Annotated in this window: 15 protein-coding genes; 12 read left to right on the top strand and 3 right to left on the bottom strand. The window is 65.1% G+C overall.

The features are described from left to right. Positions 1–150: 150 nt before the first annotated feature. On the top strand, positions 151–714 hold the full coding sequence (locus tag QNO03_RS05090; protein WP_289602295.1) for a hypothetical protein: 564 nt from the start codon (positions 151–153) through the stop codon (positions 712–714). 95 nt (positions 715–809) lie between these two features. On the opposite strand, the gene QNO03_RS05085 is transcribed toward QNO03_RS05090, so the two are convergent. Then, positions 810–1043 carry a helix-turn-helix domain-containing protein gene (locus QNO03_RS05085; protein ID WP_229950433.1) on the bottom strand — a complete coding sequence of 78 codons (234 nt, stop codon included), beginning with the start codon at positions 1041–1043 and terminating at the stop codon, positions 810–812. 297 nt (positions 1044–1340) lie between these two features. Between QNO03_RS05085 and QNO03_RS05080 the strand changes: the two genes are divergently transcribed. The 4 genes from QNO03_RS05080 (at position 1341) to QNO03_RS05065 (ending at position 9732) form a co-directional block, all read left to right on the top strand. Continuing rightward, entirely contained in the window at positions 1341–2003 is a 663-nt protein-coding gene (locus tag QNO03_RS05080; RefSeq protein ID WP_289602292.1) for a CpaB family protein, read from the top strand. Next, complete coding sequence (locus QNO03_RS05075; RefSeq protein ID WP_289602291.1) at positions 2000–3316, top strand: CpaE/TadZ family protein; 1317 nt, start codon at positions 2000–2002, stop codon at positions 3314–3316. The genes QNO03_RS05080 and QNO03_RS05075 overlap by 4 nt, the downstream gene beginning before the upstream one ends. An 83-nt stretch (positions 3317–3399) precedes the next feature. Continuing rightward, complete coding sequence (locus tag QNO03_RS05070) at positions 3400–8238, top strand: NAD-glutamate dehydrogenase (protein ID WP_289602290.1); 4839 nt, start codon at positions 3400–3402, stop codon at positions 8236–8238. A gap of 12 nt (positions 8239–8250) precedes the next feature. Next, a complete protein-coding gene (locus QNO03_RS05065; RefSeq protein ID WP_229950442.1) occupies positions 8251–9732 on the top strand; it encodes a sensor histidine kinase in 1482 nt (493 codons plus the stop codon). An 81-nt stretch (positions 9733–9813) separates the two neighbouring features. Here the strand turns inward: QNO03_RS05065 and QNO03_RS05060 are convergent, their stop codons facing one another. Continuing rightward, positions 9814–10062, bottom strand: a complete 249-nt coding sequence (locus QNO03_RS05060; protein WP_055239553.1) for a WhiB family transcriptional regulator — start codon at positions 10060–10062, stop codon at positions 9814–9816. A 317-nt stretch (positions 10063–10379) separates the two neighbouring features. On the opposite strand from QNO03_RS05060, the gene QNO03_RS05055 reads away from it, so the two are divergent. Further along, complete coding sequence (locus QNO03_RS05055) at positions 10380–10802, top strand: hypothetical protein (protein ID WP_229950444.1); 423 nt, start codon at positions 10380–10382, stop codon at positions 10800–10802. A gap of 38 nt (positions 10803–10840) precedes the next feature. On the opposite strand, the gene QNO03_RS05050 is transcribed toward QNO03_RS05055, so the two are convergent. After that, positions 10841–14875, bottom strand: coding sequence for an FtsK/SpoIIIE domain-containing protein (locus tag QNO03_RS05050; protein WP_289602287.1), 4035 nt, complete (start codon positions 14873–14875; stop codon positions 10841–10843). A 188-nt stretch (positions 14876–15063) separates the two neighbouring features. On the opposite strand from QNO03_RS05050, the gene QNO03_RS05045 reads away from it, so the two are divergent. The 6 genes from QNO03_RS05045 (at position 15064) to QNO03_RS05020 (ending at position 24111) form a co-directional block, all read left to right on the top strand. Then, on the top strand, positions 15064–17079 hold the full coding sequence (locus QNO03_RS05045) for an acyltransferase family protein (RefSeq protein ID WP_289602286.1): 2016 nt from the start codon (positions 15064–15066) through the stop codon (positions 17077–17079). Positions 17080–17218: 139 nt separating this feature from the next. Further along, on the top strand, positions 17219–18406 hold the full coding sequence (gene glf, locus QNO03_RS05040; RefSeq protein ID WP_289602284.1) for a UDP-galactopyranose mutase: 1188 nt from the start codon (positions 17219–17221) through the stop codon (positions 18404–18406). After that, a complete protein-coding gene (locus tag QNO03_RS05035) occupies positions 18403–20433 on the top strand; it encodes a glycosyltransferase (protein ID WP_289602283.1) in 2031 nt (676 codons plus the stop codon). The genes glf and QNO03_RS05035 overlap by 4 nt, the downstream gene beginning before the upstream one ends. Then, on the top strand, positions 20433–21332 hold the full coding sequence (locus QNO03_RS05030) for an ABC transporter permease (RefSeq protein WP_289602282.1): 900 nt from the start codon (positions 20433–20435) through the stop codon (positions 21330–21332). The genes QNO03_RS05035 and QNO03_RS05030 overlap by 1 nt, the downstream gene beginning before the upstream one ends. Positions 21333–21335: 3 nt before the next feature. Beyond that, the gene (locus QNO03_RS05025) at positions 21336–22067 is read left to right on the top strand and encodes an ABC transporter ATP-binding protein (protein WP_289602280.1); all 732 of its coding nucleotides are present in this window, start codon (positions 21336–21338) and stop codon (positions 22065–22067) included. A 79-nt stretch (positions 22068–22146) separates the two neighbouring features. Further along, positions 22147–24111, top strand: coding sequence for a DUF6541 family protein (locus QNO03_RS05020; protein WP_289602278.1), 1965 nt, complete (start codon positions 22147–22149; stop codon positions 24109–24111). Positions 24112–24116: the final 5 nt, after the last annotated feature.

Genomic DNA, 24116 nt, shown 5'->3' with positions numbered 1-24116 from the left:
CCGGTTTTTAGTTCTTTTGGTGACCCCTGACTTGTTTGGCAGGGAAGGGTTCTTTTGGCAATGCATGGTTCAGTTGATGCCCGTGTCTACACTTCGCTTCGGTCGGTGTCCAGAGTGGTCGGCCGGCTTCGTGGCCGCTAGCCTAGGGCGATGCGATGGGATGCCCTGTTTAGGGACATGGAGGCACAGATGGCCGCAGCTGCCGGGGTGGCTGTCGAAGGTGAGATCGCCGAACGGGTGCGGATAGAGCTCCGCGGGATCAGCCTGCAGGACAGGCTCCGCAGCCAATGCGGGAAGCACCTGGTGGTCGATCTCGGCACGGCGGGCCTGCTGCAGGGGATCCTGCGGCATGTGGGGGAAGGATGGCTGGTGCTGGAGCGGGACCGCGGCGCCGCCTTGGCGGTCCTGGCGCACGTGGTTTCCATCAGGGGCATGGACCGGTTTGCCAGCCAGCCTGCAGAGACAGTGCGGCTTGGAGTTGCCTCTGCGCTGCGGGGCATTGCCCGGGACCGCAGCGCCGTCGTCGTCCGTTCCGTCGGTTCGGCGGCGGAACGCGCCCTGCACGGCACCATCGACCGGGTAGGCAACGATTTCCTGGAACTGGCCGCCCTGCCGTCCGATCAGCCGCGGCGCCCAGCCAACGTCACAGCCGCCTATGTGCTGCCGATGGCCACGGTGGCCGCAGTCCTCTCACAACAGAGCGGCTGGGACTGAACCGGGCGGGACTGAACCTGGCAGGGGACAGGCAGGGCTGGGGCGGGCAAGGACAGTGCGTCCGAAGGAAGCTACGCGCTGCCGGCATCCCAGGCTCAGCTCCCAGCATTCTCCTCCACCGGCATGCCCTGCCGCACAGCTGCGGCGGACTTCCGGTAGGCGCGGGAAATGTAGTCCTCGAGCTGCTGCGCCTCCACCCGCCACTGGCCCCTGCCGCCAATCTGGATAGCTGGAAGTTCTCCGCTGCGGACAAGGGCATACGTCTGCGAGGAGGAGATGTTCAATACCTCGGCGACATCGGCCAGCGTCAGGAATCTCTTATCGCCCATGCCACTCACCTTTCGCACCGCACCACTGCGGTTTGCACCGTTGTATACCAGCAGCACCAGTGTGGCACCAGCAGGATCGGGCTGATGGGTTATCCACAGATTCGGCTTTCTCGAAAACCACCGTTTCCTTCCCTCCGGGCTTCCTCCACAATGGCGGCCATGGTCCCGGAGCGGGGCGGGAGAGTGGCACAGGGGAGTGTGGCACAGGGGGACGACACCTGAGCCTGGCACCCGGACATTACACCTGGGCATGACATAGGGGATCCGGACATGTGGAATCCAAGGGGGACGTGGAGCATGAGCCTGCATCTATCGGAACGTACAACCGGTGCGGAACCGGCCGCGGCGCGGCTGCGGAAACCGTCATGGCGGGATCCACGGCTCCTGCTGGGCATCCTGCTGGTGCTCGGATCCGTTGCCTCGGTTGTCGCCCTGGTGGACGCCGCGGACCGGACCACGGAGGTCTACGCTGCAAAACGGGATATTCCTCCGGGTACGTCCCTGACCGCTGAGGATCTGCTCGTGGTGCCGGTGCGGCTCGGCAATGCCGAAGAGTTTTATTTCCCGGTGGCGGCAGGATTGCCCAGGGACGCTGTTGCCGGTGCGGTGCTCCGCGAGGGGGAGCTGGTGGCCCGGTCCGCGCTGGTCCACCCTGACGCGCTGGACCGCAAACCCGTGGGGCTGCGGGTGGAAGACCCGCTGCCTGCCAGCACGGACGCCGGATCGCGTGTGGACATCTGGGCGGCCATGCCCAACGCAGTGAACGGATTCGACGAGCCGCGGCAATTGATCGAGGCTGCGGAGATATCGGAGATGGCCGTTACGGAGTCCGCTTTGGGAACCACCCGAAGCACGGAGCTGCTGGTCCTGGTGGAGGACGCGGACCTGCCGCTGCTCTTGAGTGCGTTGTCCAACCAGGCCAAGATCACCGTGGTCCACAACCCGTCGCCGGGCTCATGAATATCCCGGTGGCCACCGTGGGGGCCGCAACCGCCGGGGTGCTCGACGGGCTGGAACGCCTGCAGGGTCCAGTAACCGTGGTTCGGCGGTGTACGGAACTGGCGGAACTCGTCGCCGTTTCGCAAAGCGGCATCGTGCGGGCCGCCGTCGTCGCCGGGGACGCCGGTGAACTTACCGCAGCCCTGGCCCAGCGGCTCGGCGCCGCCGGCGTGGCACTGGTGGCTCTTACCGATGATCCCGTCCTCCGGCGGCGCCTGGATACCATCCGGATCCTCAATGCCCCCGCTGGTGTGGACCCCGGTGCGCTCGCGGGATTGATTTCCACCGCGGTACAGGTGCTGGAGCAGGCCGGGGATGCCTCCGCTAGTACGGGCAGCAACGCGCTCGCCGACCCGGCGGCTGCCTTCGGGACAGGCACGGGGGGACCGGGGCCGGGTCCGGCAGCCTCCGGCACGGGGGAACCGGACGTCCGCACCGGAACCGTCACCGCCGTCTGGGGACCGGCAGGCGCGCCCGGCCGGACCACGCTGGCCGTCAATCTGGCTGCTGAAGCGGCTGCGGCAGGCAAACGCGTGCTCCTGATCGACGCCGACACCTATGGCGCCAGCGTAGCCGTGAGCCTTGGCCTGCTTGACGAGTCCGCCGGGCTGGCGCAGGCCTGCCGCCTTGCCGACCAGGGCCTGCTCGACGACGTCGCGCTGCAGCGGATTGCCTCAGATGTCTCCCTCCGGGGGCACCGGTTGGCGGTGCTCACCGGTATCACGCGGTCCGACCGGTGGGTGGAACTGCGCCCCGCAGCGCTGTCCGGGGTCTTGGAGGTCGCACGCCGGACCGCTGATGTCACCATTGTCGACTGCGGGTTCTCGCTGGAAACCGATGAGGAACTGAGCTTCGACACCATCGCCCCGCGCCGCAACGCCGCCACGCTGCTGGTGCTTGAAGCAGCGGACACGGTCTACGCTGTTGGCGCTGCGGACTCTGTCGGTGTTCCCCGTCTGGTCCGCGCCCTCTCGGACCTTGCCGCAGCAGTGCCCGGCGTCGAGCCGAGGATCGTGTTGAACAAAGTCCGGGCCGCATCGGTCGGGCGGCAGCCGGAGAGCCAGCTGCGCGGCGCGTGGGAAAGATTCGGGCCGGGACGGGAAATCAGTGCCTTCCTTCCGGCTGACTACGACTCAGCGGATGCCTCCCTGCTCTCCGGAACGGCCCTGCTGGAAACGGCTCCGGCATCGGCCCTCCGGGGAGCCATCGCGGAGTTGGCTGGCGTCCAGGTACCCCGGCGGCGTCGCGGCGCACGGGGATGGGGAGCAAAGTGACCTTTGGTGCATTCGCGGATAGGCTCAAGGGGAGCAGGCTGCAACGGAGCAGCCGGACGTAAGCACTATCGGAGGCGTATTACATGTCGTCAGGATCCCGCATCGCGGATCTTTTCAGTTCGGACACTTCCCTGGATGAGTTCATCGGGAATTACTACGAGCATCTGGCGCGTGAAGATGCCCAGGCGTATGAGCCGTCGGTTCTGCGGGAACGGGCCCAGAAGCACATGGAACTGGCGCTCACCCGCGCCGAGGGCACCGCCGCCGTAGACGTGGTGGACCAGGGTGACACCAGCGTCATTCTCATCGTCACCGACGACATGCCCTTCCTGGTCGACTCGGTTACTGCAGAGGTGGTGCGCCGCAACGCCGCCATCCGGCTGGTGGTGCACCCGATTTTCCTCGCCACCCGGGATCCCCGCAGCGGCGAACTGCAGCAGGTGCAGCGCGTCCCCGCCACCGCCGGCGTCTCCAGCGGAGACACCGCCGCCCTGCCGAACCTGGCCGACCTGATGGGCGGAAACGGGGGCACCACCAAGGTGGAATCCTGGATTGCCATCGACGTCGCCCGGATAACGGACGCGGACAAACGCTCCGGACTCATTGAAGGCCTGAAAAAAGTGCTGGGCGACGTCCGGATTGCGGTCTCGGACTGGCCGGCCATGCGGTCGAAGGTGCATGAGATTGCCCGTTCCCTCGAAACCGTGCCCGGTGCGCGTGAGATCCCCGACCTCCAGCAGGCCCGTGAACTGCTGACGTGGCTGGATAACGGCAACTTCACCTTCCTTGGTTACCGCGAATACGACCTCATCACCGAAGACGGCGAAGATGCCCTGCGCCCCACGGAGGACAGCGGCCTCGGACTCCTTCGGCTGCACTCCACCAGGCGGGTCCAGCGCCTGACCGGCGCGGGCCGTGCGAAAGCACGCGAAAAGCGTGCCCTCGTCATCACCAAAGCCAACTCGCGCTCCACCGTGCACCGGCCCGCCTACCTCGATTACCTCGGGGTCAAGCGGTTCGACGAGCACGGCAACGTCACCGGGGAACGCCGCTTTATCGGCCTGTTCGCCACCGGTGCCTATACCGGGTCCGTCCGCAGCATCCCGATTGTCCGGGACAAGGTCCGGGAAGTGATGCGCACGTGCGGTTTCCCCGCCGATTCCCATTCGGGCAAGGACCTGCTCTCCATCCTGGAAACCTACCCGCGCGACGAACTCTTCCAGATCGACCCCTCGGCGCTGATGGAGACCTCCCTGGCAATCCTCCGCCTGCAGGAGAGGCGCCGCACCCGGCTGTTCCTCCGTCCCGACATCTACGGCCGCTTCATGTCCGCGATCGTCTTCCTGCCGCGCGACCGCTATACGACGCCGGTCCGGCTCCGGATCCAGGACGAACTGCGCTCCACGTTCAAGGCCGAATCCATCGACTTCGAGGCGCGGATGACGGAATCCGCCCTCGCCCGGCTCTTCCTGCGGATCCGGCTTCCCCGGGGCCAGGAAATCACGGATGTCGACGCCGCGGCCCTGGAGGCACGCCTGGTCCAGGCGACACGGTCCTGGGGCGAGGGCATCGAAGAAGTAGTGCGGACCAAGTTCTCCCGCCGGGAGGCGGAGAAGCTTTCCGCACTGTGGGCTGACGCCTTCCCCGCCGCCTACCGGGTGGCCTATGAGGTGGAGGACGCCCTCGAGGACATTGCCCGCTTCGAAGCCCGGGTGGCCTCCCCGGACACCGCCCCGGAACTCTTTGTCTACATCCCCTCCGGGGACGGCGGGCACGGTTCCGAGGACGCCCGGCTCAAGCTTTACCTGACCGAACCCAAGTCACTGACCCAGATCCTGCCGTTCCTGCACAATCTCGGCCTCGAGGTGCTCGACGAACGGCCGTTCGAAATCCAGCGCGCTGACGGCACGACTTTCTACCTTTATGATCTGGGCCTGGTGTATCCCGCCGGCATCGACCCGCTGCAGACCGGCACCCTGCTCGCCGAAGCCTTCCGCGCCGGACTGTCCGGGACCGCCGAGTCCGACGCCTTCGACCGGCTGATCCTCCGGCAGGGGCTGCGCTGGCGCCAGGTGGTCATCCTGCGGGCCTACGCAAAGTACATGCGCCAGGTCGGCACGGCGAACTCCTACGGTTTCGTGGCCGGCACCCTGCTGGCCAACCCCGACGTCGCCCATGCACTGATCGCCCTCTTCGAAGGGCGTTTCGATCCGGACCTGACGGACGAGGAGCGCCGTACCGCCGTCGAGCAGGCCGGAGCCGCGCTGGAGCGCGGCCTCGAGCAGGTACCCACCCTCGACGCCGACCGCGTCCTGAGGACCTTCGCAAACCTGATCAACGCCACCCTGCGCACGAACTTCTACCAGGACAAGGCATACGTCAGTTTCAAACTGAACACCGGTGCCATCGAGGGTGCTCCGTTCCCGCGTCCGAAATACGAAATCTGGGTGTACTCCCCGCGGGTGGAAGGCGTGCACCTGCGCTTCGGGGAAGTGGCCCGCGGCGGGCTGCGCTGGTCCGACCGGCGCGAGGATTTCCGCACCGAAGTCCTGGGCCTGGTCAAGGCGCAAACGGTCAAGAACGCCGTGATCGTCCCCACCGGAGCCAAGGGCGGGTTCTATGCGAAGAAGCTGCCCGACCCCGCGGTTGACCGCGGCGCCTGGATGGAAGAGGGAAAGAACAGCTACCGCACCTTCATCCGCGGTCTGCTGGACCTGACCGACAACCTCGTGGTGAAGGAATCCGGCGAGGAAGTAGTTCCGCCCGAACGCGTGGTCCGCCACGACGGCGACGACAGCTACCTGGTGGTCGCTGCGGACAAGGGCACGGCTTCGTTCTCCGATATCGCCAACTCCATCTCCGCGGAATACGGGTTCTGGCTCGGCGACGCGTTCGCCTCCGGCGGATCCGTGGGCTACGACCACAAGGCGATGGGCATCACCGCCCGCGGCGCGTGGGAATCGGTCAAGCGGCACTTCAGCGAACTCGATCTGGACACCCAGAGCCAGGACTTCACCGTGGTGGGTGTGGGCGACATGAGCGGCGACGTGTTTGGCAACGGCATGCTGCTGTCCAAACACGTCAAGCTGGTCGCCGCCTTCGACCACCGGCACATCTTCCTGGACCCCAATCCGGATGCCGCCCGGTCGCACGCCGAACGGCAGCGCCTGTTCGAGCTGCCGCGCTCGTCCTGGGCCGACTACGACGAGTCCCTGATCAGCGCAGGCGGCGGGATCTTCCCGCGCCAGTCCAAGAGCATCCCGCTTTCCGAAGAGGTCCGCCGTGTTCTGGGCCTGCCCTCTTCGGCGACGAAGATGAGTCCGCCGGAGCTGCTGAAGGCCATCCTGACGGCCCCTGTGGACCTGCTCTACAACGGCGGCATCGGCACCTACGTGAAGTCCTCGGACGAGACCTCCGCCGATGTGGGGGACAAGGCCAACGACGCCATCCGTGTGGATGGCCGCGACCTGCGGGTCAAGGTAGTCGGTGAAGGTGGAAACCTGGGCATGACCCAGCGTGGACGCATTGAAGCTGCACGCGCCGGCGTCATCCTCAACACCGATGCCATTGACAATTCCGCCGGCGTCGACTGCTCCGACCACGAAGTCAATATCAAGATCTTCGTGGACCGGATGGTTGCAGCCGGCCGGCTGGACCCGGAGGAGCGTGCCGCGTTCCTGCACTCGATGACGGACGAAGTGGGACACCTGGTCCTGCAGGACAACGTCGACCAGAACATGCTGCTGCTCAACGACCGGCAGCGGGTCCTGGAATCCAGCCCCAGCTTCGAGCGGTTGATGGACTGGCTTGAGGAACATGCCGACCTGGACCGTGAGCTAGAGGCACTGCCCACCAACGAGGAACTGCATGCACGCATCGCTGCGGGCGAGGGGTTGACCTCACCTGAGCTGGCCGTCCTGGCGGCGTACGCGAAAATCGAACTCACCAAGGCATTGACCCGTTCGAACCTGGCCGACGATCCGTACTTCGCAGGCACCCTGCGCAGGTATTTCCCGAAGCAGATCGTTGAACGTTTCGGGGACCAGCTGGACACCCATCCGCTGCGCCGGGAGATCATCTCGACGGTGGTTGCCAACGACATGATCAACATCGGCGGCATTACCTTCGCCTTCCGCATCATCGAGGAAACCTCCGCCACCGAAGCGGAGGCCGCCCGCGCCTTCACATCGCTGCGGGAAATCTACGGAATCGACAAGGTCCTCGCCGGACTCGGTGCGCTGCCCGCGGACTTCCCCACGCAGACCTGGTCCATGATGCACCTGGACCTGCGCCGGCTGCTGGACCGCGCGGTGCGCTGGTTCGTCAACCACGTGGGCCGGGGAACCACGATCGACGAAGACATAGAGGCGTTCCGGCCTGTCCTGCAGCCGCTCCTCGCCGAACTGACCCGGTACCTCCGCGGCGGAGACGCCGAGCGGGTTGAAGCCATGCGGCAGAAGGCCCGCGAGCTGGATATCCCGCAGGAGCTCGGCAAGTACTGGGCCGAACAGTTCGAGTCCTTCGGCCTGCTCGACGTCGCCCTGGCGAGCCGGGGCAGCGACGAGCCGGCCGCCGAAGTGGCGGGCGTGTACTACGCCGTCTATGACAAGTACGGCATTGACGGCCTGCTGGACCGGATCACCAACCTGCCGCGCGAAGATAGGTGGCAGTCGCTGGCGCGCGGTGCCCTGCGCGATGACCTGTACTCGACCGTGGCGGACATGACGGTGGCCGTCCTGGACGCAACGCCTGACCAGTCCGGCACGGATCCGGGGGAGCGGCTGCACGCCTGGGAGCAGGAGAACGCCGACAACCTGGAACGCGCCTCGAAAATGTTCAACGAAGTGAACCGCCTCGAGCAGGATGACATGGCGTCCCTTTCGGTCGCTCTCCGCGTGCTTCGCTCCATCGTCCGCCGCTAGCCCGGAGTCCACGTGGCAATTTTTACCGACCCGATCAAGGATCATGCGGACTTCGGCCCGGGAGACGCTGAATGGCTGCACCTGCTGGTGGGGGACTGGCAGCTGGTTGCCGATCTGGCGTTCGCGGACCTGGCGCTCTGGTTCCCGGTGCCCGACGGCGGATACGTGGCGTTGGCACATGCCCGCCCCTCGACGTCGCACACTGTGTTCCACAGCGACTTTGTAGGCGAACGCATCCGCTCCGACCTGCACCCGCTGGTCGACGCCGCGTGGCGGAGCCAGCACATCGAACGGTCCAGCGAAACCAGCTGGACCGCTGAAACGGCCATGCGGGTCGAGGCGATCCCCTTTGTCCGCAACGGCCGGACCCTGGCTGTGGTCACGTCGCACATGGACCTGTCCAGTTCGCGGATGCCTTCGCGGCTGGAACTGACCTACCGGCAGCTCGCCTATGACCTGCTGCGGATGGGAACCCTGGGCCTCTGGCCGGACTTCGCCACGCCCACGGGTTCACGCAGGGGCGCCCCCCGCGTCGGTGACGGATTGATCCGCCTCGATGCTGAAGGGATCGTGCAGTATGCGAGTCCCAACGGTGTCTCGGCGTTCCGCCGGCTGGGCGATATGGAGACGCTGGAGGGACGTTCCCTGGCGGAGATCACCACCGCACTGCTCAAGGACCGGCGGATGGTGGATGAAACCCTGCCGCTGGTGGTCACCGGACGGATGCCGTGGCGCACTGAGATTGAGTCCCGCGGCGTCAGCCTGTCCCTGCGCGCCATCCCGCTCCGGGACGAAAAAGAGCGGTTCGGTGCCCTCGTGCTCTGCCGCGATGTCTCCGAGCTGCGCCGCCGCGAGATGGAACTGGTCTCCAAGGACGCCACCATCCGGGAGATCCACCACCGGGTCAAGAACAACCTGCAGACGGTGGCGGCCCTGCTGCGTATGCAGTCACGGCGGATGGAGAGCGAGGAAGGCAAACTGGGCCTGGCCCAGGCCATGCGGCGCGTGTCCACCATTGCCCTCGTGCACGAGACACTCTCACAGGGCCTGACCCAGAACGTGGATTTCGACGAGCTGATCGACCGCCAGTTCCGGCTTTCGGCCGAAGTGGCCTCGCCGACGCAGGAAGTCCGGACCCGCCGCGAGGGATCCTTTGGGGAACTGCCCAGTGACCTGGCCACGCCGCTGGCCCTGGTCATCAACGAACTGGTGACCAACGCCGTCGAACACGGGCTGGCGGGCCGGCGCGGGACCGTCGGCCTGGCTGCCCGGCGGCACGGTGATGCAGGCCGGGAGGAACGGCTCACCGTGACGGTGACCGACGACGGCGTGGGGCTGCCGCCCGAGCCGCGGCGCGAGGGCCTGGGCCTGCAGATCGTCCGGACCCTGGTCCAAAGCGAACTGGACGGGACCATCGAGTGGTCCGCCAGCGACGGCGGCGGGACTGAAGTCACGATCGAAATGGGCCTGGATACCGAGTACCGCCGCACCTGAGTACCTCCACGTACGACGAAGGGCCGCTGCCATTGGCAGCGGCCCTTCAATTGCACCGGCCTAATGCCGGGATAAGTCCTGTTAGGAGGCGCGGCGGGCGCGGGCTGCACGGCGCTTCAGCGCGCGGCGCTCATCTTCGCTCATACCGCCCCATACGCCGGCGTCCTGGCCGGTTTCGATAGCCCACTGCAGGCAGGTGTCGATTACCGGGCAGCGCCGGCAAACACTCTTGGCTTCTTCGATTTGAAGAAGAGCCGGGCCGGTGTTGCCCACGGGAAAGAAAAGCTCCGGATCTTTATCCAGGCAAGCTGCGCGGCTCCGCCAATCCATACTGATCACTATCTCCTCTGAAAAGTTGACTCCTACGTGTTTGTGAAAACATTCACGAGCAACTACAAACTAAAGGGGCCGGTTTCGGCCCCTGACTTACCTCCTACTAGCGTGGCACGTCAACCCAAACCAAACAAGGGGTAACAAGCGGAAAATGCGGGCGCAGGCCTGAGGGATGCATCACAATCGGCCTCACGTTCGTCCTCCGGAGGTGCCTGCGGCAGAGGATCCGTACCGCGGCCGGGAGGCGCCGGTGGCAATAGTTCAGGGACCGCCTTCGGCGCTTCCCCGACAGCTATGTCCGGTATTCTTCCTGTGTGCCAACACCTGAAAACGCGCCTTCACCGCAGCGTTCACCCGCCGTCCTGGTTATCTCGGCAGTACTCGTTCTCGAAGCGCTGTGCCTGCTCGGCTTTGCTGCCTGGTATGGATATCAGCTGACCGTTTCGGCGCCGCTTTCCCTGGGTGGGGCCGTATTCACGCTGGCCTTCGCCGTGGCCCTTGCCGTCTGGCTGCTGGCAGTGGGGCACTTCTTTTTCCGGGGATACCGCTGGACCCGTGCGGCGGCCCTCGTCTGGCAGCTCTTCGTGGTGGTCCTGGCCGTGCCGACCCTGCAGGCCGGGCTGGTGCTGCCCGGACTGGTGCTGCTCCTGCCGGCGGCAGCCGTCCTGCTGCTGCTGTTTACGAAGCCGGTCCTTGCGCACACCACCCGGGTGACGGACAGCGGCAGAACCTTCTAGCAGCCGTATCTGGACTGCAGCGCAGCCCGCACCCCGGGTCATCCGGCCGGACTGTACGCGGTCTGTGCCTCACGGATGTCCGTTCCCTCGACGAGATAGCATCTGCCGGGCGGCCGCCGGAGGCCGGGGTCGATACGGACCCCGAAGATATCGCCGTCGGCCGGTGCCAGAGGCCGAAGCAGGGCGCCGTGCGGTGACGAACGTACCTGCAGGGCGAGCGGGACGCGTGCCGTCAGCTGGTGCCCCGAAACCCCCGCCAGCACCAGCCGTACCCCCAGGATCTGCAGGTCTGCCAGTTTCCGGTGGATAGGGGGCGGGAGGGAATCCGCGTCGTCTACAAGGAGCAGGAAACGCCTAAGCTCATCCGGCCGGTGCTCCAACGCCGAAACAGCGCGTTCCACTTCTTCGGGCGAGGATGCCAGGCAGCACAGGGCCGGGTCCGCCGACCGCCGCAGCTGCCGCAAAAAGGACGTCCGTCCGGAGCCACGGGGACCGGCAACCAGGAACACCGAACCGGACGGGATCCGGACTGAAGCGGTCAACAATTCGTCACCGGAAACGCCGACGGGCAGCCACTCAGCCGAGGAGGCCTTCCCCAATGTTTCCGGAGGAACGACCGCAGGCAGGCTTTCAATCCGGTGCGGCCGGGGGCTCTCGGGTGGCAGGGAGGGCAGCCGATCCGGGTCGACGGGGAGCTGCGGGTCCAGCATCTGGGCCGACAGGCCTTCCGGCGTTCCGCATCTGCCCTGTACGAGGGCGCGTCCCCTCACCCGGTCCATGGGTGGAAGGCGGGGCCAAAGGAGCAGCGTTTCCGCGCTGGCCTCCGCCGGGAAGAACATCCGGTTAGGGATCAGCGGGAAGAAGCGAGCGCCAAGGACTTCACGGTCGCCGGCCAGGACCACGCAGATATCCGCCCGTTCCCCATCACGGACAAGGTCGGCCAGGTCTTCTTCGCCGGAGAATCCGCGTCCGGACCGAAACGCGGTGCACCATCGGGCCCAGCCCGTAATGATGAGGGTGATTCCTGGGGGCGGCAAGCGTTTGTCCTGTCGCCGGGGCTCCCCGGAGGCAGGTGCTGCGGGCGTCATCCGGTGCAGTATTTCTCCCGCGAGGTAGGCCAGGATCCGCGCGGCACGGGAAGTTTCCGCGGGACCCGCGTATGCGCCGGTCTGTTCCGCCGCTGCGAGCCAGGCCAGGCTGCCGTCCGAGTCCAGGATGTAGACATGCCTGCCCGGCAGGCAGGTGAGGTGCTGCGCCGCGATGAGGCCGAGGGTATCCGGTGCCCCGGATCTCACGGCGCCAAGCACGGACAGGTGTGAGTCCGTGCCTGGATGCCAGGAAAGGATCCGCCGGCGCTGTTGTCCAGGCTCATCCAGCAGGCCGAGCACGAGTCCGTTCAGTGGCTGTTCCACGCTGCCGGGGACACAGCCGGTCAGCAGGTCCCGGGTGAGAACAGTGGGCAGCGGTGGCCGGACGGGGTTGAAGGGGACGGGATAGGTTCCGCTCTCCGCCGCTTCCCGCACGGCGGAAACGATCCGGTCCAGGGCTTCCGGATCAGCGGTTACGTCCGCTGCGGGCCGGGAACCGAGGGAAGAGAAGTATTCATCCAGTTCCTGCAGGGGGCTTTTCCCGGTGCCGTTGCGCAGGGAGGTGGAAAGGCTTTGAAATACCTCCGGGAGGCGCCCGAACCGGCTCAGGTAGGCGCGTCCCGGAACGTCCGGAGGGATGGACGAGGCCGAGTCCGCGTTAATGACGTCGCGGGACTCGGCGGGGGACTGGACCCGCAGCGCAATGCTGGTGGCGATATTCGCCCTGATGTCGCTGGTGACGGCTCCCTGCGGCCGCTGCGTGGCGAGTAGGAGATGCAGGCCGAGGGAGCGGCCGACGGCAGCGATCCGTAGCAGCTCGGGCAACGCCGTGGGCACCTCCTCGGTCAGCATCCGGAACTCGTCGACAACTACCAGTAGCCGCGGCAGTGCCTCCGGGCGGGGGCGCGCCGAATTGTAGGCGGACAGGTTGTCCGCTCCGGCGCCGGCGAGTAGGACTTCCCGGCGCCGCACTTCCGCCCGCAGGGAGACGAGGGCCCGCGATACGTTCTCCGCGGAGAAATCAGTCAAGAGTCCCACCGAATGCGGCAGCGCAGCCAGGGGGCCGAGTCCGGACCCGCCCTTGAAATCGATGAGCAGGACGGTGAAGGTGGTGGGTGGCTGGGAAACAGCCAGGGAAGCCACAAAGGTACGCAGGAACTCGGACTTGCCGGACCCGGTGGTTCCGGCCACCAGGAAATGAGGACCGTCCTTATCCAGGTCCAGAGTCGCCGGGCCGGCGGGCGAAACTCCGACGACGGCCGCAGCGCCGGGTGTCCCGGACTGCCACCGGTTGACGAGCAGATCTGGTGAGGGGGTATGAAATTCGTCGAAAGCCGCGGCAGGCGGGAGCCTGCCTGGGCCTTCGCCGCGGGTAGGCAGGGGCATTGACGGCAGGCGTGCCGCGAGGGCCCGGCTGAGCCGGGCAAAGGTCCCGGGCTGGATCAAGTCCGGCACAAAGTCGAAAGTTTGACCGCCGGACGCCACTGTTCCCCGGCCGGCCAGCAGTGACACAGTCACAGCCGCGGGCGGGCCGCCGACGCGCACGATGCTTGCCGCGGCACGGTGGGGACCGGGCACGGATTGAAGCAGCACGCCGGCATGCTCAGCCCAGGAGCGGTGGACAAAGAGGACAAGGCCACCGCCCGCATCCCCCGACGGAAGGTCAGCCAGCAGGGTGCCTATCCGGGCAGCTGCGGCCTCAAAGTTCAACGGGTCAGCCCGCGGCAGCGGCATCAGGGTGACGCCGGGAAGGAATCGGGCGTCGCGTTCCAGCTCCGATGCCGTTCCCGCGCACACGATGCGCAGCCCCGAGGCCGCGGCAGCCTGCAGGAGGACCGTCCTGCCCAGGGCGGCTGTGTCCCGGGCCGACCCTGTCAGGCAGACGTCCCGGTCCCTGCCGAAGGCCAGGATTACCGGTGCGTCGGGTATCCGCGGCGGAGTGAAATGCGGTTGTGCCGGGACCACCTCAAGGTTCGCGGGCCGGAGCCCCGCACCGATGCGGACCGGATGCCCGGCGACCGGTCCGGAGCCGCCGCTGCGCCGGTGACCCGGTTCTGTGGCCAGCGCGGTTTCCCCCGGGTCCGGAGCAGCCAGTCTCAGCCGCCGGCCGTCCTCCCGGGCCGCCCGGGCAACGGCCGCCGCCTGTTCCCGGCGCCGGCGGCGGGAACCCGCCGCGGCAAGGACTGCGGTAACCGTGGAGAGCGCGCTGAAGGCCAGGAACATCCACATGCCGGTGGTCAGTGCCAGGACCACTCCGAGGAGCAGCGGCAGCAGGGCACCAACCAGAAGCAGGCCGGTTCTCTGGCCCTGCTCCGGGAGCTGGACCGTCAGTGGCTTCAAAGGGTCCTCGGGCGGGTCCTCGACGGTGGGCACGGTACCGGGAATCACCAGGTGGCAGTAGCTGTAGCCGAGCCGGATGGCGGATCCGGTGTCCACGGCGGCCGTGTGGATCCGGCGGCCGTCGACCCACGTGCCGTTGGCTGATCCCAGGTCCCGGATCATTACAGACTCGACTCCCACCACAAGCTGCGCATGGCGCCGGGATAGGGCCGGATCGTCAATACCGATCTTTCCGCCTGTTCCACCGCCCTCCTGCACCAGCCGGCCGATGGTGTAGGTTCCCCGCTGAAGGTAAGTGATGCTTCCGGCATCGGGTCCGGCTGAGACAGACAGCAGCAGGGGATAGGCCGGGGTGCGGACAGCGGCGCCGGGCTGGGTTCCCGTTTCCGGGGACCCGGGGGACCCGGGGGAGCGAAGGATCACGGCCCCGGTAACGAAGGGGGGCCGCCCCGGCGTCAGATCCTGCAGCCTGCAGCCTTGGACCGTATACACAGCGGAGCCGTAGCGCTCCTCGAGGAGTGCGGCGATGCTGCTTCCGGAACTATTGACTGTGACGTTTATCACGAGCTCGCGGAGCGTCGGGTGCGCGGACAACGATGGAAGGGGTCCGCCGGGCGCCGCGGCCAGGGACACATGAAGCAGCACTGGTCCTCCAAACCGTCCACGGTTGCAGAGAGTGTTCCCGTGGAGCGATCATCCTAGGCAGCACCGTGTCGTCCCGGCCGCAACGATGCATCAGCTGGGCATAACCTGGCGCCTCCCACGGCTGTGGAGGGACAGTCAGCGATCGGCGCTAAACTGCTGCGGGGGATTAACGGTTTAGAAAGGCATGTGTGGCTCATCTCTTCCCGACCCTCGCGCAGGTCCGGCCCTCGCCGGCAGGCAAGGCCCGCAAACCCGGTTACAGGCCCGAACTGCAAGGCCTTCGCGCGCTGGCAGTGCTTATGGTGGCCAGCTATCACGTCTGGTTCGGCCGGGTATCCGGCGGTGTTGATGTCTTCCTCCTGATCTCCGCTTTCCTTCTCTCCATGTCCTTCCTGCGGAAGGTTGAAAGCGGACAGGGCCTGCATCTGAGGCACTACTGGGCGCACGTTTTCAAACGGCTGCTGCCTGCAGCGGCCGTTGTGATCCTCGGGACGCTCGCCGCCACCGCGCTGTTCGTCCCCCGTAGCCGGTGGACCGAAATCCTCTCGCAGGCCTGGTCATCCCTGCTCTACGTACAGAACTGGGCCCTGGCAGCGGACTCGGTGGACTACTACGCGGACCACAGTATGGCTAGCCCGTTCCAGCATTTCTGGTCGCTTTCGGTCCAAGGACAGGTCTTCATCCTGTGGCCGCTGCTGTTCGCACTCTCGGCCCTGATCGCCCGGACGGCACAGAAGCGGTTCCGAAGCGTGGTCCTGTACGTCTTCGGCGCGGTCTTCGCAGCCTCGCTGGCCTTCTCTGTCAGTGAGACCTACACGAATCAGGCGCATGCGTACTTTGATACCCGCACACGCCTGTGGGAATTTGCCTTCGGAACACTGCTTGCCCTTGCGCTTCCATACCTAAAGCCGGGCGGGGCGTTCCGGGTAGCCGCGGGATGGTGCGGTCTTGCGGCGATTCTCAGCGGCGGCTTCATCCTTGACGTACAGGGCCAGTTCCCGGGTTACGTGGCGCTTTGGCCGTTGGTTGCTGCCGCGCTGGTGATTGTTGCCGGACAGACCGGCAGCAGATACGGCGCGGACCGGTTCCTGTCCTGGGGTCCCCTCGTACGGATGGGGGATATGTCCTATGCGCTCTATCTCTGGCACTGGCCGGTCCTGGTCATCTACCTTGCGTGGCGGGACCGGCAGGAAGTGGGTCCGGTCGGCGGAGCACTCATTATCGGGCTTTCGCTGCTCCTGGCGTACTTAACGACTCAATTTGTGGAAAAGCCGCTCCGGTCCGGGAAACGCGCAGTAGCGGTGATCGCCGTGTGCGCGGCGGTTGTGGCCGTCCCGCTGGGAGTGTTGCAGTACTCCCTCAAGGCTGCCGATGAAAGGTTGCTGGCGGAGGCGGAAGTCAATTATCCCGGTGCCAGGGTACTTTTGCCCGGATACGACGGCGAGCCGACCGGAGTTCCGGTCCGACCGGCCTCGAACGCTGATCCCGAGAGCTGGGGGCACCTCCCGCTCGATTGCTCGAAGATTCCGGACGGCCCGTCGGACCCGGTCCTGACCGGTATCTGCTTCAGCACGCCGAATACGACGTCGGCCGAGCGGACGATCCTCATCATCGGCAGCTCCCACGCCCAACAGTGGGTGGAGGCTGTCGAGCCGATGGCGGAGACCCGCAACTACCGGGTCATCGCGCTGTTGAAGGGCGGCTGCTCATTCAGTGATGTTACGGATGTGGACACTGCCGAGTGCAACCGGTTCAATGAGGCTGCCATCGAGTACGCCCTCGACCTCAAGCCGGACGCCGTTGTGGCGGTTGCAACTGCTGCGATGCCCGAGACGGCAGCTGATCCCCTGGTGGTAGGCCTTCCGGAAGCCGCGGAGCGGCTGGGCAAGGCGGGTATTGAAGTTGTTGGTATCCGGGACAACCCCCGGTTCACCTTCGACATGCAGGTCTGCGCCGAACAGAAAGGGGCGGACGCCTGCACCATTCCGGCCGCGGACAAGCTGTCGCCGGTTTTCCCGCCAACGGATTATGCCGGAGATATGGCCTTCCTCGATTTTTCCGACCTGATCTGTCCGGAAGGAACCTGCCGTCCAGTGATCGGAAACACCTATGTCTATCTGGACAACAACCACCTGACCGCTGGTTTCACCGGATCGCTGGCAACGGAATTCGAGCGGAGATTCCACCAAGTTCTCGGTTGGTAGCGAAGACGTGGCCTTCGTGTTTGCCAGGCGTTGGAGGCTGCCCGCGCGGCGTGCTGAAAGTGCCTGCAGGGCAATAGTCCGATACCCTTGACCCGGGTATAGGCCGGATCGGCCATACCGTACCAAACAGGAGATACAAGTGAACGTTGACCTCGTCGTTGTTGGGTCGGGCTTCTTCGGCCTCACCGTAGCTGAGCGCGCTGCAAAGGAACTGGGCCTGAAGGTCGCGGTACTGGACCGCCGCCACCACATTGGCGGCAACGCCTATAGCGAGAACGAAGCCCAGACCGGAATCGAAGTGCACCGCTACGGCGCCCACTTGTTCCACACCTCCAACGAGCGGGTCTGGGAGTACGTCAACCGGTTCACCGAATTCACCAACTACGTCCACAAGGTCTACACCAGCCACAAGGGCGAGGTGTACTCCATGCCCATCAACCTGGGCACGATCAACCAGTTCTTCCGCTCCTCGATGGGCCCGGCCGAAGCAAAGGCCCTGATCCAGGAGCAGGCAGGCGAACTTGCCGGCACCGACCCGGCGAACCTCAACGACAAGGGCATCCAGCTGATCGGCCGCCCGTTGTACGAGGCCTTTATCAAGTACTACACCGGCAAGCAGTGGCAGACGGACCCCAAGAACCTCCCCGCGGAGATCATCAGCCGCCTGCCCGTCCGGTACAACTACGACAACCGGTACTTCAACGACAAGTACGAGGGCCTGCCCGTCGACGGGTACACCGCATGGATCGAACGGATGGCCGACCACCCGAATATCCAGGTGCACCTCAAAACCGACTTCTTCGACGAAGGCCACGAGTTCTCCCGGAACAACACCCTCGGACAGGTTCCGGTCATCTACACCGGCGCCGTCGACCGCTACTTCGACTACGCGGAGGGTGACCTGTCCTGGCGCACGATCGACCTCGAAGAAGAGGTCCTTCCGGTCGAGGACTTCCAGGGCACCTCGGTGATGAACTACCCGGACGAGGATGTTCCCTACACGCGGATCCACGAGTTCCGGCACTTCCACCCCGAGCGCGAATACACCAAGGATGCCACGGTCATCATGCGCGAATTCTCCCGCTTCGCGGAAAAGGGCGACGAGCCGTACTACCCCGTGAACACGGCCGAGGACCGGGCCAAACTGCTGGCCTACCGCGACCTGGCCAAGGGGGAAAAGGACGTCCTCTTCGGCGGGCGCCTGGGCACCTACAAGTACCTTGACATGCACATGGCCATCGGGTCGGCGCTGTCGATGTTCGACAACAAGATCAAGCCCCACTTCACCGGTGGCGCAAAGCTGGAAAGCGGAGGAGTCGACGCGTGAGCACGCAAGTCCAGAAGGTAATGGTTCCGTCGGAGGACACAGCAGTGCGCCCGTGGAGGACCGTTCACCGCGTGGTCCTGCCCGTCAACGGCGACATGGATACCCTTCCGCTTTATGTTGACTTCAACTCCGCACAGCGCGTGGTGGACAGCCGTACCAGCACCTCGCGCTCGGGTGCCAGCACCAACAGCGTTGTAGGTGCGTCAGCGAACCAGCGGACTGATTTCATTGTCGGACGCCGTCAGGTACGCCTTCCGGAGTACAACCGGGTCTCCTTCGGCACCTACTTCAACGCCTTCCCCGCCAGTTACTGGCAGAGCCACACCGACGTGGAGCAGGTACGCCTGAATGTGCAGGTCGACGCCGAGGCAACGGTGATCGTCTACCGGTCCTCCCCCCGCGGGACCTCCAACCGGGTGGAGAGCCTGCACACCGACGAGGCAGGCACGCTGTCCATCGACCTGCCGCTTAAGCAGTTCGGCGACGGCGGTTGGTACTGGTTCGACCTGGTGTCCCACGCCTCGGGTGTGACGCTCCTCGATGCGGAATGGGCCGTGCCCACCCCGGAAGGGTTCGTGCCGGGAACGGTGTCCATTGCAGTAACGACATTCAACCGCCCCGACTTCTGTGTCCGCCACCTCACCACCTTCGCTGAGTCCCAGGACCTCCTGGATGTCCTCGACTGCCTGATCATCACGGACCAGGGCAACAAGCGGGTCCGGGACGAGGACGGCTATGAAGAAGCCGCAGCAGTGCTGGGGGACAAGTTCCGGCTGGTCGAGCAGGGCAACCTCGGAGGTTCCGGTGGTTTTGCACGCGGAATGTTCGAGACCGTAAACGACGGCAAAAGCGATTACTGCCTCCTGCTGGACGATGACGTGATGGTCGAAACGGAAGGAGTGCTGCGGGCAGTTCAGTTCGCGGACTTCACCCGCACGCCCACCATCGTTGGCGGGCACATGTTCAACCTGTACGAACGCTCCGTCCTGCACACGTTCGGCGAGACCATCAACGAGTGGCGCTTCTACTGGGGCCCCCAGCACGAAACCAAGGAAGGGCACGACTTCGGCGCCAGCAACCTGCGCACCACCCCGTGGATGCACCGGCGGATCGACGTCGACTTCAACGGTTGGTGGATGTGCCTGATCCCGACCACCATCATCCGCGACATCGGTCTGGCTCTGCCGGTCTTTATCAAGTGGGACGACGCCGAGTTCGGCATCCGTGCCAAGCGCAGCGGCTACAAGACGGTGTCCCTTCCGGGCGCCGCCGTCTGGCACATGCCCTGGACTGAAAAAGACGACACGATCGACTGGCAGGCATATTTCCACCAGCGGAACCGGTGGGTTGCCGCGATGATTTATTCGCCTTACAAAAAGGGCGGCAACCTGATGAAGGAAAGCTTCGCCGTCGACGTTCGGCACCTGCTGTCGATGCAGTACTCCGCGGTGGAACTCCGTCTGGAGGCACTTGAGGACGTCTTGAAAGGTCCGCAGCACCTGCACCAGACCATCCAGACCAAACTGCCCGAGATCCGCAAGCGCCGTGGCGAGTTCCCGGACGCCCAGGTGAGCACTGACGCAGCTTCCTTCCCCTCGGTCCAGCGGGTCCGCCCGCCCAAGCGGGGAGTCCAGCCGAGCGCGCCGCAGTCCATGCCGGTGGCCCTCGCCAGGGCAGTAACGGGCGCCGTCAGGCAGATTATCCCGGTGCGCGACCACGCACGCGAATACCCGGAGGCTGTCGTGGCAGCCATGGATGCACGATGGTGGCGCCTGTCCCAACTGGATTCCGCCCTGGTCTCGTCCGCCGACGGCACCGGTGCCTCCTGGTACAAGCGTGACAACGTACAGTTCCGTCAGATGGTGGCCCGGAGCCTCAAGCTGCACCAGAAACTCCTGGCGAACTGGGACCGCCTCAGTGACGAATACCGTGACGAACTTCCCGCCTACACGTCACCGGAGGCGTGGAAGGAAACGTTTGCGGCCATGACCCCGGCCGAGACCTCCGAATCCAAGCCGGGGAATTGATGTCGATAATCGGATCCAAGGGGGATTCTGCGTTGCCGGAACTGACTACGCCGGGCCTGGGACGTGGGCTGCGTGACGTACTGAAGTCCCGGTTCCTCCTGAAACTGCTGATCTCCAAAGAGCTGAAGGTACGTTACCGCGGCTCTGTGCTCGGGCTGGTGTGGTCCTACGTCAAGCCGGCTGTCCAGTTTGTTGTGTTCTACATTGCGCTGGGTGTGTTCCTCGGGCTCGAGCAGAGCCCGGGGAACCCCAAGGGGCTGCCGAATTACGCGATCTATTTGTTCTCCGGCATCGTGCTGATCAACTTCTTTACGGAAGCGCTCGGCAACGCCTCACGCGCAATCGTGGGCAACGGTGGGTTGATCAAGAAGATCTACCTTCCGCGGCAGTTGTTCCCGGTTGCCTCCGTCTGGGTATCGGGCGTCCACTTCATTCCGCAGATGGTGATCCTGGTGGTCGCCTGCCTGTTCAACGGCTGGCGGCCGTCCTTGCTCCAGTTAGCGGCAGCGGTCTTCGGGTTTGTGATCGTAGCTCTGCTGGCCACCGGTCTTGGGCTGCTGTTCGGCGCTATCAACGTGTATTTCCGGGATGCGGAGAACATTGTTGATATGCTGCTGATGATCGCCACCTGGGCGTCGCCGGTGCTGTACTCCTGGATGATGGTCAGGGAAAAGCTGGGGGAGACGTTCTTCAATATCTACCAGCTGAACCCGCTGACCGTGGGCGTTGAGGCCTTCCACTACGCGTTCTGGCTGCCGACCACAGACGGCGCTGAAGCCATTCCGCCGCACTTGCTGTCGGTATGGCTGCCGGTTGGCCTGGCTATTTCCCTTTTGACCCTTCTGCTCGGCCAGTTTGTCTTCCGCCGGCTTGAAGGCCGATTCGCGCAGGAGCTTTGAATCGTGGCCAACGCCATAGAAGTCCGCAATATCAATAAGCAGTTCGTCCTCCGGCACACCCGCTCCATGAAAGAGGCTTTCGTCTGGCTTGTAAAGGGCCGGAAGGGTGACCTGTCGGAAAAGTTCCATGCCCTGAAGGACGTCTCCCTTGATATCAAGCAGGGGGAGACGGTGGCATTGCTGGGCCTCAACGGCTCCGGCAAGTCCACCCTCCTGAAGCACATTTCCGGGGTGATGCTTCCGGACACCGGTGCCGTGGGCACCAGGGGCCGGGTGGCCGGACTCATCGAGGTGGGTGCCGGTTTCCACCACGACCTGAGTGGACGCGACAACGTGTATCTCAACGGCGCCATCCTGGGGATGAGCGAGGATGAGATCAACGCGAAGTTCGATTCGATTGTCGAGTTCTCGGAAATCGGCCAGTTCATCGACACCGAGGTCAAGTTCTACTCCTCGGGCATGTACCTGCGCCTCGCCTTTTCCGTGGCAGTGCATACGGATCCCGAGGTTTTCCTCGTGGATGAGATCCTTGCGGTTGGTGACGAGCCCTTCCAGAAGAAGTGCATCGCCAAGATCAAGGAGCTGGCCGGAGAGGGAAAGACCCTTGTGGTGGTCAGCCATGACCTCGACCTGGTGTCCGGCATCTGCGACCGTGGAGTGCTCCTGGAACACGGCCAGATAGTCATGGATGCCCCCGTGGGCGAAGTAGTCAGCCGGATGCGCGGCGGCTCGTAGCTATTCGCGAGTCTGCACGCGTTGTTTTTGACCATCAGGTACAGCATGTCGTGACGCCCACGGCACCGGAAGGAACATAGTGACCTGGATTTCCGTCACGCCGCAAATAATCGTCGCCCTGTGCATCGTTCTCGTCCCCGGCGGGTTGCTGGCATTTATCGGGTTCCGGCTCCGGTGGCTGGCGGCCTTGGCTGTCGCACCGGTTCTATCCGTATCCCTTGTCGCGGTGACGGCGGTGCTGGCCGATCTGGTGGGTATCCAGTGGTCCCTGCTCCCGGTTGCCGTCATGACTGTGGCGGCTACGGGAATAGCCGCCCTGCTCAGGCATGTCTGGATGCAGCGGAAGGTCCTCCCGGCTGAGGATCCGAACCCCGGGATCCTCCTGGCGGAAATTGCTGCGGTACTGGGCGCCGCGGCGCTCGTTGGCCGCCGCCTGGTTTATGCCTTCGGGTCTCCTGAAAGCTTTTCCCAGACCTTCGATAACGTCTTCCATCTCAACGCCATCCGGTACATCGCGGAAACGGGATCAGCTTCCTCGCTCAGCGTCGGGGGGATGACCGGTATCGGTTTCTATCCGTCGGGCTGGCACGGTCTGGTTTCCCTGGTCAATTCGCTGACCGCCTCCTCCGTTCCGGTCAGTGTGAATGCGGTTAACCTGGTCATCGGCGCCGTCGTCTGGCCGCTCGGATGCATTTTCCTTGTGCAGCAGATCGCCGGCAGGAAGATCGTTCCCACCTTGCTCGCCGCAGTGCTTTCCGGAGCGTTCGGAGCGTTCCCGCTCATGCTGGTGGACTTCGGAGTTCTCTACCCCAATTTCCTGGGCGTGAGTCTTGTGCCGGCCGTTCTGGGAGTTCTGCTCGGTGTCCTGGGCCTGGCCCGGCGCTCAGGTTCCCTTCGCCTGATGTGGCTCCTCCTGATCCTGGCCGTGCCGGGTCTGGGACTGGGCCATCCGAGTGCCTTCCTGGCCGCCACGGCATTCTCGGTTCCCTTGGTTATCGCCGCGGTGATCCGGCGCGTGCGGATCGAGTATTCGAATGACCGGTCCGCGCGGGCGTGGCTCTATGTTCTGGCCTTCGTGCTGTACGCCGTCGCAGTCGTGGTGCTTTGGAACGCCGTGCGTCCAGAGGAGGACACCCTCATCTGGAATCCGTATCAGACCGAGGCGCAGGCGATGGGCGATGTGCTGGCCAGTGCCCCGATGCTCTCGGCAGTCTCCTGGGCCGTGCTGGTTATGTCGATCTTCGGTTTCGTGTCCGTGATCCTCCGGCGTGCTCCATGGTGGGTGGCCGGGATGTACCTGGTCGGCGGGTTCCTCTACGTCGTGGCCACCGGTTCGCCTGATGGTGACTTCCGCGATCTGATCACGGGCGGGTGGTATACGGACAACCACCGGCTTGCGGCACTCCTGCCCATCGCCATCCTGCCGATGGCGGCTTTCGGTGGAAGCTTGATTGTCGATTGGCTGTACAACCGTGCGTGGCGGCCGGTGCTGGAGCGGATGTCAGCCCGTGGCTGGCGTGCGGACGCGATGCGGGGTGCTACCGCTGCTGCACTGCTGCTCGTGGTGCTGGTTGCCGCCGTCGCGACCCAAAAGCAAAACGTCCGCGGCGCTGCCATGTCGGCGGCCGGCAATTACCGCCTGTCCGACGAGTCTCCGCTGGTATCCCGGGATGAGTATGAGCTGATCGAACGGCTGGACGAGGAAGTTGAAGACGGCGCCCGCGTGGTGGGCAATCCTTGGAATGGAAGCTCGCTGGTGTACGCGCTTGCCGGGCACCGGCCCATGCAGATGCATATACTCGCGGCTTTGAGCCCGGTCGAAGAGGAAATCTACGCAGACCTGCGCGACGCCGACGCGGATCCGGACGTATGCCAGGCACTCGAGGAGGCCCAGGCGGAATACGTTCTGGACTTCGGGGACCAGGAAGTGCACGGCGGGGAGCATCCCTATCCCGGGCTGGAGGATCTCGAGTCCAGCGATGCCGTGGAGCTCGTGGACGCCGAGGGTGAGGCGAAGTTGTACCGGATAACCGCCTGCGGGTAGATAGG

Origin of the sequence: Arthrobacter sp. zg-Y877 (genome assembly GCF_030373105.1) — a bacterium.
In the GTDB taxonomy this organism is placed as follows: domain Bacteria; phylum Actinomycetota; class Actinomycetes; order Actinomycetales; family Micrococcaceae; genus Arthrobacter_B.
Note: the sequence above shows the minus strand (reverse complement) of the source record. Positions and strands in the feature narration are given on the sequence as shown.

Bases quoted from the DNA above. Each gene is read 5' to 3' on its own strand.
- QNO03_RS05090 (WP_289602295.1), top strand. From the start codon at position 151: ATGCGATGGGATGCCCTGTTTAGGGACATGGAGGCACAGATGGCCGCA.
- QNO03_RS05085 (WP_229950433.1), bottom strand. From the start codon at position 1,043: ATGGGCGATAAGAGATTCCTGACGCTGGCCGATGTCGCCGAGGTATTG.
- QNO03_RS05080 (WP_289602292.1), top strand. From the start codon at position 1,341: ATGAGCCTGCATCTATCGGAACGTACAACCGGTGCGGAACCGGCCGCG.
- QNO03_RS05075 (WP_289602291.1), top strand. From the start codon at position 2,000: ATGAATATCCCGGTGGCCACCGTGGGGGCCGCAACCGCCGGGGTGCTC.
- QNO03_RS05070 (WP_289602290.1), top strand. From the start codon at position 3,400: ATGTCGTCAGGATCCCGCATCGCGGATCTTTTCAGTTCGGACACTTCC.
- QNO03_RS05060 (WP_055239553.1), bottom strand. From the start codon at position 10,062: ATGGATTGGCGGAGCCGCGCAGCTTGCCTGGATAAAGATCCGGAGCTT.
- QNO03_RS05030 (WP_289602282.1), top strand. From the start codon at position 20,433: ATGTCGATAATCGGATCCAAGGGGGATTCTGCGTTGCCGGAACTGACT.